Origin of the sequence: Atopococcus tabaci DSM 17538 (assembly GCF_000429585.1) — a bacterium.
Classification (GTDB): Bacteria; Bacillota; Bacilli; order Lactobacillales; family Carnobacteriaceae_A; genus Atopococcus; species Atopococcus tabaci.
In genome coordinates, this window is record NZ_AUCD01000019.1 from 1 (window position 1) to 12,711 (window position 12,711).

Here is a 12,711-nt window from a genome sequence, read left to right on the forward strand (position 1 = left end):
TTCTTACCACCTGGACGAGTCCAAGAAAGTCACGCTGCCCCGAAGGGTCCGGACCATTCTTCAAACAATGGAAACCTACCGCGAATCCATTCGGCATGCGTTCACGTATACCCTGTCAAATGGAGCGATTGAAGGAATGAATAATAAAATCAAAAATATCAAACGATCGGGGTATGGGTACCGGAACTTTTACAACTTACGGGCCAGAATTTTGATCAGTTACAAATTAACGGTGCCCCGTCACCAACCAAGGCCGTTGACATTCGAAGACGAAGAAGTAGCTTAATGAAAAAAAGAGGTCAAAGTGACGAATTCACTTTGACCTCTCAATAGGCTCACCAACACTATTTGACATAGAGCCATAAAAACAGACAGAATACGATTATCTCGTATTCTGTCTGTTTTTTCACGCATATTTCAGTAGCGAAGCACCGCTGCAATGTGGACAGATGACGGCATGTCCTCTGTTTCCAATACATACACTTTCCCATTGGCCCGAAGAACGTTCCAAGCCAATTGGTTGACGTATCCGTCAACCGGACCTTCTGTATATTGACCATTTTCATCAATCGATCCCGGTACTTCGTATCCTTTTTCAACTAACAGGTAGTCAATCTTTCCTTGAACGCTTGAAAACGCCAAATCTTCATATTGCGCGTCCAATTTGAATTTCGGAGCTGTTTCTTCGAAGCGGGCAATCAAATCACGGTGGCGCTTGTCCACGATTTCCCGAATGGTTTCAGCTGTTTTTTCTTGAATTTCTTTATTCGACGCCTGAGCCGGAGAATGCTCAATTGTGACCTCATCCAGGTATTTGTTTTTAGAAAGCTTTCTAAATTCCGCTTGGTTTTCAGGAAGAGCAAATACCACCAACGGCAGTTCAGTTGGTTTAGAATAGTGTTCCCACACATATTTATCCACCACACGGAAATAATTTTCCATGTCAATTTCTTTTTCAGCATTGGTTTCATTATGGCCATGGTACACATGACCTCCACCTGCACCATATCCGGCAGAGTTGAGTTCCCCGCCCGTCAGCTCATCTCCAAGAGCTTTGTTCAAATCAGTCGGCGCATCTTCATCTTGGGAAAGATCAATCTCTTCCAGACTATACCGACGCCCATTGAACAGTTTGAATTTCTCTTTCGTCAAAGCGAGCAAATGATAGTAAGTGACATACTGGAAGTTTTCAATCAGCGGAAGAACATTCGGTTTGTCCCCCACCATTACTTCGTCTTTTACCGGAATATCCAGACGGTAGTAATACACTTCTTCAGGAGTCGCATAAATCACATAACTGCCGTCTCCTACTCCCCAAAAATCAGGTTGGTCTCTTAAATCTTTGATTTGAGCCAATAATTGCTCGCACAATTTTTCATCATATTTGTTGCAAACTTTTTCTTCTGCCTCTTTCAGAAGGTTATCGAACTGGATACGATCCCGGTCCGAATTGATTGGTGTGGAATGAGTCTCTTGACAAATTGTCAAGTACACTTGATTCTCTTGATATAGTTCCTCTGTCGGAAATGTCAGTAATTCTTGCATACTATCGCCCTCCACATCTTTTCTATACACCAATTGTAGATAAAAAAAGCGTTTTTGTAAAAGAAAAGCATTTGGATATTTACAGACGCCATTTAAAATGTAAAAAGAGAGAGGTTGGGACAATAGTCCCGACCTCTTTTGCGTTTCCGAATAGGCTAGCGAAAAAACGCTCTAAAATGCAGACCCGACGTCCACTTTGTCATGACTGTAGTTGCTTTAGCAATGTACAGTCATGATACACTTGGGCATCTGCCCACAGTGCCTCCTTTAGAATAATGCTCGAGGGGCTTTGCCCCTCATCCGCTTATTCGCTCCAGTTGCCATAGCCGTTGCCGCTTTAGCGGCTTACGGATATGGTATGCGTTAGAAGGTTCGGGTCTAAACGCATTTTGTCCCGCTCTCTCTTCTGAACGTCATTGTACTTTATCCTGGCAACACTTTCGCCCCTAAGGCAGTTTTAAAGTGGTCCAATGCCCATTCGTGCCCTTTTTGATTGAAGCTCGTGACACAATTTTCTGGGATTACAATCGAATAGCCCAGATTGTATGCATCTACAGCGGTATGCAAGATACAAATATCTGTCACCACACCTGTCAGCCAAACTTCAGTGATGCCACGTTCGCGGAGGCGCACATCCAGATCTGTCCCACTGAAGGCGGAATAGTGCCGCTTATCGATCCAGTACACATTCCTTTTGTCCTTGTTTTGATCGTATACTTCCTGGAGAGAGCCATAAAGCGTTCTTCCAGAAGTATCCCTTAAGTTGTGCGGTGGAAACAAGTTTTTCTCAGGGTGAAAGGTGTCTTCCAAATCGTGACAGTCAATTGCGAACACGACATAATCGCCATTGTTTACAGCCTTTTTGGTTAAAGAAACAATGTTTTCTTCAATTGCTTGCGCCGGTTTCCCCGCAGTCAAAGCTCCTACATCTGCAACAAAGTCATTCGTGTAATCTATTGAAATCAATGCTTTCATCTGTGACCTTCCTTTCTGTCCTCGTCCCTCTGCCCGCTATCTCTGTTTTATCGCCCCAATGAAGTTCAACACCATCTGTGCAGATTTTCTTCCGGCCTCCACGATAAATTCATCAAAATTCACGCCGGCCTCTTCATCTGCCGAATCGGAAACAGCACGCACAACCACAAATGGCACATTAAACCGCCAGCACACTTGAGCAATTGCGGCTCCTTCCATTTCAGTCACTAAAGCATCCGGGAAGTATTCTTTGATCGCTTGAAGGCTTTCTCTCGCAGAAACAAATGAGTCTCCTGTGACAATTTCTCCCGTCAATGTTTGCAGACCCGCCTCTTCTGCTGCTTGATTCATCACTCGGACCAATTCAGCATCCGCTTCATATGCAGGAGGCATTTGAGGAATCTGTCCCATGTCATACCCAAACACTCGCGCATCTGCGTCGTGGTAAGCCAGGCGGTTGGATAGTACGACGTCCCCTATTTTTAATCCTGTTCCTATCGCTCCGGCAGATCCTGTGTTAATCACTACATCGGTTTTGAATTCATGAAGCAGGATGGTGGTAGCCACTGCCGCATTTACTTTTCCGATACCGGATTGTACCAAAGTCACCGGCACGTCATCTATAACGCCGGACAAATAAGTGCTTCCGGCTATTTCTTTTGTTTCGGATTGTTCAAGGGATTGAAGGAGGATACGTGTTTCTTCCTCCATCGCTCCGATAATGCCTATCTTTTTCATTTTTTCCTCTTTCCTCATACAAAAAATACCAATAGCAGTGCAATCGCCAATAAGACGGCCGTTACCGCTATGGCAATGGTTAATTTTTTGTCTGTCTCTTTGTATTGATCCAACTCGCTCTTTCTTCTTTTGGATGTTCGCCCTTCTTTAACAGGTTTCTTTTCAGCTGCGCTTTGCTTTTTTTTTCGGGGAAGAACCAGCTTGCGTTTTTTCCCTGCTTTCCGTCTTTTTTCTTGCCATTCTTTCCGACTTTTGACCGGTGTTTTTTGCTCTTTATTCATCTATTGCCTCTCCACAATCTCGTTTGGCTTTCCAATGGAACAACCCAAACACTGTTTTGGCGTCCCGAATGGTGCCTTGTTCATATTCCGCCCAAGCTTCCTCAAACGACAATGCCTTTAGTTCCAAGTTTTCATCTTCATCCTGTTGCAACGGTTCTTCCACTTGGTACAAACCTTTTGCTTCATAGATTGTCAAAAATTCATCGGTGAATCCCGGACTTGAGTAAAATGAAGTAATCATTTCCCATTGTTTTGCCCGGCATCCTGTTTCTTCTTCCAATTCTCTTTTCGCTGTTTCCAACGGACTGGCATCCGTTTCGTCCATCAAACCGGCAGGTATTTCAAACAAGGCTTGTTCAATCGGTTTGCGGTATTGCTTTACGAACAGGACTTTGCCATCATCTGTGAATGGGATGATGGCTGCTGCATCATCATGACGGACAATCTCTCTGGGAGCAATTTTCCCATTAGGCAATCTTACTTCTTCCAAGACGTATTCGGTGATGTTGCCTTTATGAATCACTTGGCTTTTAACCGTTTTTTCTTCCATTATTGACACGGTTCCCTTCTGCATCCTGATTTCTTAAGTAGTTTATTTGATTGTATACAATTCATGCAGGGATTGCAAAACGAATTGCCGTAAATCATCCTTTAGTCTTATACGAATTTATGCCCATAGTATGATAAAATAAAGGTAAGCGAGTATTGGACGACTGACATTAAAAATGGAGTGAAAATATATGAAAAAAGTGACGAACGATTTCAAAGATATCTTGATTTATACCTTTACGAGCGGTGCGACAATTCTCCTCTTTTTGTTTTTACTTGTCTTATCCGACTTCAACTTTTGGTTTGCTCTCTTGGGAAGCATCCTTATCGGAACAATCTTCTATTACCAAAGAGGAAAAAATGGATCGGTTCCTCGAAAAAACAGCATGAAATTGAAAAAGTTGACTCCGGAAAAAGAAGCGTTCTACCAATCAAAAGGGTTGTCTAGAGAAGAAACACAGTTTTTCCGCGAAACGATGAACACAGCAAAATATCAAATTATCAAGATCGAAAAGAACATGGACAGCACCGGGAAGTTAAAAGCCATTGAACACCGCAATAACGTGGTGAGAGTATCCAAAGCACTGTTCAAAGAAATCACGAAAGATCCGCAACGCCTGCATGTAGTCGACAAGTTTCTCTATGTGCACCTTCCCTCATTAATGGAATTGACGGACAAATATGTAGAGATCGACCGGCATGCAGCAAAAAGCAAGGCAACGTATGACATCTTGGACCAAAGTGCGGAGACCATCGATGAAATGTCTCAAATGATTGTCGAAGATTATGTCCGTTTCATGTCTGATGATATTGAAGACATGGAACTGGAGGTAGAACTTGCAAAACGTACCATCAACAAGGATAATGGGAATACAAACAATTTGGATGAAGAGTTGTAATTTTAGAGGAGTGATCAAATAAATATGGACAGACAAGAGGACCTGACCAGAGAAAATTTGCAGAAAACGAAAGAAAAAGACGTCAATAAAGAATTGGAAGATTTGCTGTCCAATCCTTTTGACAAACCTCTTTCCAATGCGCCTGCTCCTTCACAAGACTTTGCCGTTGACAAAAGCAGAGAATCCAAAGCTGCTGATCGTGTCGTTGACTCATTACCGGCTGAACGGCAGCAGCAAGCTAAAAAGTTGGCTGAACAAATCGACGTCAGTGACTTTGAATCGGTATTAAACTATGGTGCGGATGCTCAAGACAAACTGAGCCGCTTTTCCCACTCGATGCTGGACCATGTACAAAGTCAAGAAACCGGCGAAATCGGGGAAGTTTTAAATGATTTGATGTACCGGTTGAACGAAGCCAATCCGGATGAACTGCGGGCAGACAATTCAAATATCTTCAAACGCCTCTTTGGAAAAATCAACCGCTCCATCTATGAAATTACCGCCAAATACCAAAAGATTGGTGCACAAGTGGATAAGATTGCAGTGAAATTGGACAAAGAGAAAGATTTGTTGCTTCGTGATAACGAGTTGTTGGAACAGTTGTACGAAAAGAACTTCGATTACTATGAGGCATTGAATGTTTATATCGCTGCCGGGGAATTGAAGATTGAAGAACTTCTCAATGAGTTGATTCCAGAAGCGGTGAAAAAAGCAGAAACCAGTCACAATCAAATGGATGTTCAACGTGTCAACGACTTAAACCAATTTCTTGACCGTTTGGAAAAACGCGTGCATGACTTGAAATTGGCACGTCAAATGACGATTCAACAAGCACCACAAATTCGGATGATCCAAAACACCAACCAGGCTTTGTCGGAAAAAATCCAAACATCCGTGAACACTGCGATTCCTTTATGGAAAAACCAAGTGGTGATTGCCTTGACCCTCCTTCGCCAAAAAGAAGCTGTCACGGCACAGCGTCAAGTATCGGAGACAACCAACGATTTGCTGAAGAAAAATTCTCAGTTGCTGAAACAATCTTCCATTGAAACCGCACGAGAAAACGAACGCGGAATCATTGATATTGAAACTCTCGAACAGACTCAAACGGATTTGGTGGAGACGCTCCAAGAAACACTTGCCATACAGCAAGAAGGACGTGTCAGACGGAAAGAGGCCGAACGTCAGTTGTCCGATATGGAGAATCGTCTTCGCGATCAACTTCTTCGACTCACCACTGAAGACAATAAATAAATTTTTGCAAAAGCAGCCATCGGTGGATGGCTGCTTTTGTATTTCTTATATGTACAGCACAAAATAAATTTTACTTTTTCTATAAGCATATTATTTGAACAAGTTGTGAACTGTCCGTTATACTCAGTGTGTAATAAAAATTTATTCATTGGAGGAATGTATAATGTTATCATTCATTTGGTCATTAATCATCGGTGGTATTATTGGAGCAGTTGCAGGCGCAATCGTCGGACGTGACGTTCCAGGAGGTATCATCGGAAACATCATCGCTGGTTTCATCGGCGCATGGATCGGTGAATCCTTGTTAGGCGAGTGGGGCTGGGTTGTCGGCGGATTTGCTGTCTTTCCTGCGTTGATTGGTGCAGTCGTCCTGGTCTTTGTCTTTTCCTTGATTGTAGGCGGCCGCCGAACACGGTAGTTTGACAACTATAAATTGAAATCATTTTGACCACAAAAACCCCCTCAGGAATAGTTTCCTGAGGGGGGTTTATTAATTATAGTTTAACAACGTTTGCTGCTTGAGGACCACGGTTTCCTTCGACAATTTCGAATTCTACTTCTTGGCCGTCTTCCAAAGATTTGTAGCCTTCGCCTTGAATAGCGCTGAAGTGTACGAATACATCTTCTCCGCCTTCAACTTCGATGAAACCGAAACCTTTTTCAGCGTTGAACCATTTAACTGTTCCTTTTTCCATTACCAATTACCCCTCCACTTACTAAGTATTGTAACAGACTTGCTTCGGTATTGAACGTGAAGAGTTGAAGCTTTTCAACTAACTTTTCAACCATTCTTATTACGAAAAACTAAATCTATCACAATTGAAATTATACCGAATCCTCCCTTTTTTTGCAAGGGCTATCATAACAAAACGATTAGTCTTAGATTAAAATAATCTTTTGTCCTTCATTCATGCGTCTTGGTGCATACAAAAAAAGGACGGCATGGATTATGCCGTCCTTTTTTGTTTTTTATTCGTCTGCAGCTGTTTCCAGTGCTTCTGGATAGTGTTCCTTCACAATGCTGTAGCATCTTCCGCAAAGAGTTGGAGCTTCTTCAATCGTCCCTACTTCTTCGCTGATGATGCGGCATCTCTCGCATGTTTCTCCGTGTTTGTGTTCCACTAACACGGACATACCATCGAATTCCATTGCATTTTCAGGTGCTTCTGACAATTCTTTGATATCCAATTCAGAAACAATCAATACCTGACGTAAATCGGTATTCATGCTTTCCAACAATTGTTTTGTTGTTTCGTTTGGATACAAAGTGACTTTTGCTTCAAATGATTTTCCGATTTCCTTCGCATTGCGGGCTACTTCCAGTGCTTTCAATACATAATCACGGAGGACCATGAAGTTTTCCCATTGTTCGAGAAGAGAGCTGTTGTTTTCAAACGTGCGTACTTCAGGCATTTCAGCCAATTGTACGTACTCTTCTGGTTCTTTCAAATAAGACCAGATTTCTTCTGTGGTGTGTGGCAAAATCGGAGTCAACAATTTCGTCAATACAACCACTGCTTCATAGAAGACAGTTTGCATCGCACGACGTTCGTATGCATCTTCCGATTCAATGTATACTACATCTTTCGCGAAGTCCAAATAGAAGTTGGATAAATCGGTAATGCAGAAGTTGTTGATGGTTTTGTACACAGTAGAGAAGTCATATGCTTCATACGCTTGAATGACTTTTTCCGTTGTTTGATACAAGCGATTCATCATATATTTGTCTTCAGAACGCAGATCTTCATAAGAAACGGCATGTTTTTCCGGATCAAAGTCTCCAGTGTTGGCCAACAAGAAACGAATCGTGTTACGGATTTTTCTGTATACTTCCGACACTTGGTTGATGATGTCCATGCTGACACGGACGTCGGACTGGGAGTCTACGCTGGCTACCCAAAGACGGACAATGTCTGCCCCTTTTTGTTTGATGACTTTATTTGGTTCGATCGTATTGCCGATGGATTTACTCATCTTACGGCCTTCACCGTCTAACACCATTCCTTGTGAAAGAACGGATTTATAGGGTGCGGTGCCGTTGATGGCAACGCTGGTCGTCAAACTCGAGTTAAACCATCCGCGGTACTGGTCTGATCCCTCCAAGTACATATCAGCAGGGAAAGTCAAGTTTTCTCTTGTTTGCAAAACTGCTTCATGCGAAGAACCGGAGTCGAACCAAACATCCATGATATCCGTTTCTTTTGTGAACTCACCATTCGGACTGGACGGATGAGTGAATCCTTCCGGCAGCAACTCTTTCGCTTCGCGCTCAAACCAAACGTTAGAGCCGTGTTCTTTAAATAGTCCCGCTACATGATCGATGGTTTCTGGACTGATGATCGCTTCTCCGTTTTCTCCATAGAAAATCGGTAGAGGAACACCCCATGCACGCTGACGAGAAATGACCCAATCTCCTCTGTCTCGAACCATGTTGTAGATGCGCTGCATTCCCCATGGCTGCAACCATTCAACATTTTCAATTTCTTTCAGGATGTCTTCGCGGAAAGTTTTGATGGACGCAAACCATTGTGGAGTCGCACGGAAAATAACTGGTTTTTTCGTCCGCCAGTCATGCGGGTAGCTGTGAGTGAAGAAGTCCAATTTCAACAATGCGCCTTTTTCTTCCAACCACTCTGTGATTATTTTATTTGCGTCATCATAAAAGACGCCTTCAAGTCCTGGTGCTTCATCGGTGAAGCAGCCTCTTCCGTCTACAGGCGAAAGAACAGGCAATCCATATTTTTGTCCCACGATATAGTCGTCGTCCCCGTGACCTGGTGCTGTATGAACTAGACCGGTTCCTTCTTCCAACGTGACATAGTCGCCCAACACAAGCAGCGATTCACGATCGTAGAAAGGATGCTGCGCAGTCACGTTTTCCAAATCGCTTCCTTTGATTTCTTTCAGTACTTGTACATCTTCCCAACCTAATTTCGCTGCAACTCCTTCAACCATCTTGGAGGCTACAACGAATTTCCGTCCATCTGCGTTGACCACAGCATAGTCGACATCTGGGTGAACCGCAATCGCTAAGTTGGCCGGAAGGGTCCACGGCGTAGTCGTCCAAATAACGAAGGAAGCATCAGAATCCACTTTGCCTTTTCCATCCCGTACACCAAACGCCACGTAAATATTTGCTGAACGGACATCTTTATATTCGATTTCTGCTTCAGCCAATGCTGATTCACTGGAAGGAGACCAGTAGATTGGTTTCAATCCCCGATAGATATAACCCTTTTCAGCCATTTTCCCAAATACACGGATTTGAGCTTCTTCGTAGTCTTTTGTCAAAGTGACATATGGGTTATCCCACTCACCAGCCACACCCAGACGTTTAAAGTCTTCGCGTTGTTTGTTGATCTGTTCCCAAGCATACTCTTCACATAATTTACGAAATTCCGCTATTGTCATCTCTTTGCGGTTGACACCTTTGTTGGTCAATGCTTGTTCAATCGGCAAGCCGTGTGTGTCCCATCCCGGTACATAAGGAGAACGGAATCCGCTCATTGATTTGTAACGGACGATGATATCTTTACTGATTTTGTTTAACGCGTGTCCGATGTGAATGTTTCCATTGGCAAACGGCGGGCCGTCATGAAGAACAAAGGTAGGTTTGTCTTTGTTTACTTCTTGTCTTTTCTCATAAATTTGTTGCTCTTCCCATTCTTTTTGACGCTCGACTTCTTTCGTCGGCAGGCTTGCACGCATTGGGAATTTTGTTTTTCCAAGCTGCAACGTTTCTTTCATTTTCATCCTGTGCACTTCCTTCGTTTGATTGATTTTTTAATTTTTTGCAATAAAAAAAGACTTCCTCCGCAAGGGACGAAATCTCCGTGGTACCACCCAATTTTAAAAAGAAGGATGCCTTCTTTTTCTCTGCATCGTTAACGCCGAAGATACGGTTTTGATTACTCATTTCACCAAAACACTCATGGATGATAAAAGACAGAACTTACTTCATCAGGCTTCCACCAATCCCTGACTCGCTGACAAGTGATTCTGTCTTTTGCGTTCCACTCAACATTTTATTGTATGAAAACTTTTCGCATAGTTATTATAAAGGATTAGTTCACTTCAGGCAACTCTATTGCCGGAATCATTCCTTCTTCTGATTCTTCCTCTGAACCCGCCACATCTGCTTCTTCTTTCATTTCAGACGAAACGTCGCTGGCAGCAGGAACAGTTTCTTGTTTTGTCTGCAATTCTTCAGTTACGGTATTGATTGTTCCCATAGCAGACTCCGGAACCGACGGAGTTTGAAGGATTTCGTTCCACTCTTCTTTTTTAATCATTTCCAGCTGAGATTCAATCATCAATTGCAGTCTTTGTCTGAAAATACGGCTGTGCTTCTTCAAATCTTCTGTTTCTTGTTCGATTCTGTGTGCTTTATCAACCGCTTCTTTCAACAACTGATCTGCATTATTCTCTGCTTCTCGAATAACCATCTCGGCTTCTTTTTCTGTATTTTCTTTTAGACGATCTGCAGCTTCTTGAGCCACAATGATGGATTTGTTCAGTGCTTCTTGCATATTTTCGTAGTGGTCCAGCTTTTCTTCCGCAAATTCCAATCTTTTTTCCAAATCTTTTTTATCTTTGATCAACAGCTCGTACGCTTTGATAATTTGTTCCATATAATCGTTTACTTCATCTTGGTCATACCCACGCATACGTACCGAGAATTCTTTATTATGTATATCCATTGGGGTCAATGACATATCCGCACCTCCGAAATTAATCCTTTTATTCAGTATAAAGCAAAGCCCCCATCCAAACAAGTGGGGGCACACCGACATTTTCAGTTACCTTTATTGATTCCGGTCCAGTACACCTAGCTCCAATCGAATCTTTCCTTTTTTCGACATACCCAAAATGTTCTTCACTTGCAGGCGCCCACGCTTGCGGACCGAGACCACATCTAAAATCCCCAACTCAAAATCCGGACGATCCATAACGGTCCAATTGACCTTCACTTTTTGTGCCTGAATCGCTTCTTTTGCCCGTTGACGGGATAAGTTAAACACGGCAGCGATAACTGTATCCAATCTCATCGAGGACACCGTTTCAGTTTGGATGGTCCAGCTGTCTTTCGGGAGAAGGATTTCTGTGTATTCCTGCTCTTCTATGGTCACTTTTGCTTTCCCTACTCGGCCCACTTGAGATTGAATGAACCCAATCAATGACCGCTCCACAAAAAACTGCCATCTTTCTCCATCTGAAATAATGTCTCCGAATAACTCACGTTTCAAACCAGATGAAAGAAGTGTTCCGAGAATCTTTCCATGAGAAAGTTCCGCAAACCGAATTGGATATCGAATTTCGCATAATCCTATTTCATATTCATCTTGAGAAGGTTCAAAGTATGGAGGGGACAAAAACGCTCGTTTGCGTTCAGCAGCTTCGTATCCTCCGAAGTAATGCAATTGAATGTCAGAGTTTTGCCCAACAACGGCTTCCAAAATAAACTGCTGTCTTGGATCCAAAAAGTTGGTTAAATATGGAGTGTACTGATTTTCAACCTGAGCAACCCAATCATTTATGTTGTCGATAAACGGCTGCTCTTCTTTTCTAAAATGTTGGTATACATCTTCCACGTTGAGATCCCCCCTTCTTCACACTTTCTCTAGATGAGTACTTGGAAAAGAAACCCAAAGATCGCATACAATCCGCGTTCCACCAAACTGAGTGAAAGGAACGCCACCAACCCAGCAAAGCTGATCATTCCAATTGGTGGAATGAAGCGTCTGAATATGGCGACATACGGCTCACAGATGCGCCCCAAAAAGTGTCCGAATGAAGAGTCATACGCACCAGGTATCCATGAAAGAAGAAAATAAATCATTAAGAGGATTCGATAGATATCGATTCCTCTTATCAATAATTCGAAAATAATATAAAGAAATTGAATGAGCACCGTGTCTGTTTTCCCCGTTTCTATTAAAGATCGTATTGTGACATGGACATCAATTCGGCACCGTCAATCTCCACACTTGGAGGGGTGCACAAAAAGATTTCAGCACCAATACGTTGAATATCTCCGTTGATGGCATAGACAGTTCCCATCAAAAAGTCGATCATTTTTTTCGCTTGTTCTTTTTCGCTTCGACGAAAGTTTAATACAACCGATTGATTGGCCAATAAAAGATCGGCAATCTCTTGCACTTCAGAGTACACACGTGGTTCTACAACTTTAATGCGCGGTTTTTTACCGGCTTGCTGGTTGAGCGCCACCACATTCGTTTCCCGGGACTTTCCAACCGATGGATTCGTCTTCGGTTGGATTGTCTGTTCTTTACGAACAACGGGTTTTGAAGCTTGTGTACGTGTTTGTGCAGCGGATGGTTGTGTGGAAGACGGTTCGTTCTCTTCGTAGTAATCCATTTCTTCGTCATCCAAAGCGAAAAAACTACTGAATTTATCTTTAAATCCCATTGTCTTTCCTCCTTCCGGCTTTTCCGGCAGCTGATTCACAA

15 protein-coding genes and 1 other annotated feature are annotated in these 12,711 nt (G+C 42.8%); of the genes, 4 read left to right on the forward strand and 11 right to left on the reverse strand.

Annotation, left to right across the window (positions count from 1 at the left end):
• Positions 1 to 286, forward strand: a 286-nt coding sequence (locus tag G470_RS0104440) for a transposase (protein WP_205617885.1), incomplete at its 5' end; no start/stop codon positions are given.
• Positions 287 to 417: 131 nt separating this feature from the next.
• On the opposite strand, the gene G470_RS0104445 is transcribed toward G470_RS0104440, so the two are convergent.
• From G470_RS0104445 to G470_RS0104465, 5 genes are all read right to left on the reverse strand, one after another.
• Positions 418 to 1,545 (reverse strand): baeRF6 domain-containing protein, encoded by a 1,128-nt coding sequence (locus G470_RS0104445; protein ID WP_028273776.1) that lies wholly within the window; start codon positions 1,543 to 1,545, stop codon positions 418 to 420.
• 423 nt (positions 1,546 to 1,968) lie between these two features.
• Entirely contained in the window at positions 1,969 to 2,520 is a 552-nt protein-coding gene (locus G470_RS0104450; RefSeq protein ID WP_028273777.1) for a cysteine hydrolase family protein, read from the reverse strand.
• Between the two features lie 36 nt (positions 2,521 to 2,556).
• Positions 2,557 to 3,258, reverse strand: a complete 702-nt coding sequence (locus G470_RS0104455; protein ID WP_035445079.1) for a 5'-methylthioadenosine/adenosylhomocysteine nucleosidase — start codon at positions 3,256 to 3,258, stop codon at positions 2,557 to 2,559.
• Between the two features lie 14 nt (positions 3,259 to 3,272).
• Positions 3,273 to 3,539 (reverse strand): hypothetical protein, encoded by a 267-nt coding sequence (locus G470_RS0104460; protein ID WP_028273779.1) that lies wholly within the window; start codon positions 3,537 to 3,539, stop codon positions 3,273 to 3,275.
• Complete coding sequence (locus G470_RS0104465) at positions 3,532 to 4,089, reverse strand: NUDIX hydrolase (RefSeq protein ID WP_035445080.1); 558 nt, start codon at positions 4,087 to 4,089, stop codon at positions 3,532 to 3,534. The genes G470_RS0104460 and G470_RS0104465 overlap by 8 nt, the downstream gene beginning before the upstream one ends.
• A 190-nt stretch (positions 4,090 to 4,279) precedes the next feature.
• Here G470_RS0104465 and G470_RS0104470 point away from each other — a divergent pair, with 190 nt between their 5' ends.
• From G470_RS0104470 to G470_RS0104480, 3 genes are all read left to right on the forward strand, one after another.
• On the forward strand, positions 4,280 to 4,987 hold the full coding sequence (locus G470_RS0104470; RefSeq protein ID WP_028273781.1) for a 5-bromo-4-chloroindolyl phosphate hydrolysis family protein: 708 nt from the start codon (positions 4,280 to 4,282) through the stop codon (positions 4,985 to 4,987).
• Between the two features lie 24 nt (positions 4,988 to 5,011).
• Positions 5,012 to 6,241 carry a toxic anion resistance protein gene (locus G470_RS0104475; RefSeq protein WP_051258420.1) on the forward strand — a complete coding sequence of 410 codons (1,230 nt, stop codon included), beginning with the start codon at positions 5,012 to 5,014 and terminating at the stop codon, positions 6,239 to 6,241.
• 163 nt (positions 6,242 to 6,404) lie between these two features.
• A complete protein-coding gene (locus G470_RS0104480) occupies positions 6,405 to 6,659 on the forward strand; it encodes a GlsB/YeaQ/YmgE family stress response membrane protein (protein ID WP_028273783.1) in 255 nt (84 codons plus the stop codon).
• A 76-nt stretch (positions 6,660 to 6,735) separates the two neighbouring features.
• Here G470_RS0104480 and cspD read toward each other — a convergent pair whose 3' ends face one another.
• From cspD to G470_RS0104510, 6 genes are all read right to left on the reverse strand, one after another.
• Complete coding sequence (gene cspD / locus G470_RS0104485; protein WP_028273784.1) at positions 6,736 to 6,936, reverse strand: cold-shock protein CspD; 201 nt, start codon at positions 6,934 to 6,936, stop codon at positions 6,736 to 6,738.
• Between the two features lie 274 nt (positions 6,937 to 7,210).
• A complete protein-coding gene (gene ileS, locus G470_RS0104490; protein ID WP_028273785.1) occupies positions 7,211 to 9,994 on the reverse strand; it encodes an isoleucine--tRNA ligase in 2,784 nt (927 codons plus the stop codon).
• A gap of 62 nt (positions 9,995 to 10,056) precedes the next feature.
• Positions 10,057 to 10,271: a binding site (T-box leader), on the reverse strand.
• Between the two features lie 34 nt (positions 10,272 to 10,305).
• Positions 10,306 to 10,956 (reverse strand): DivIVA domain-containing protein, encoded by a 651-nt coding sequence (locus G470_RS0104495; RefSeq protein ID WP_084172081.1) that lies wholly within the window; start codon positions 10,954 to 10,956, stop codon positions 10,306 to 10,308.
• 90 nt (positions 10,957 to 11,046) lie between these two features.
• On the reverse strand, positions 11,047 to 11,832 hold the full coding sequence (locus tag G470_RS0104500; RefSeq protein ID WP_028273787.1) for a YlmH family RNA-binding protein: 786 nt from the start codon (positions 11,830 to 11,832) through the stop codon (positions 11,047 to 11,049).
• Between the two features lie 29 nt (positions 11,833 to 11,861).
• Positions 11,862 to 12,152 (reverse strand): YggT family protein, encoded by a 291-nt coding sequence (locus tag G470_RS0104505; RefSeq protein ID WP_028273788.1) that lies wholly within the window; start codon positions 12,150 to 12,152, stop codon positions 11,862 to 11,864.
• 23 nt (positions 12,153 to 12,175) lie between these two features.
• On the reverse strand, positions 12,176 to 12,670 hold the full coding sequence (locus G470_RS0104510) for a cell division protein SepF (RefSeq protein WP_028273789.1): 495 nt from the start codon (positions 12,668 to 12,670) through the stop codon (positions 12,176 to 12,178).
• Between the last annotated feature and the right edge of the window lie 41 nt (positions 12,671 to 12,711).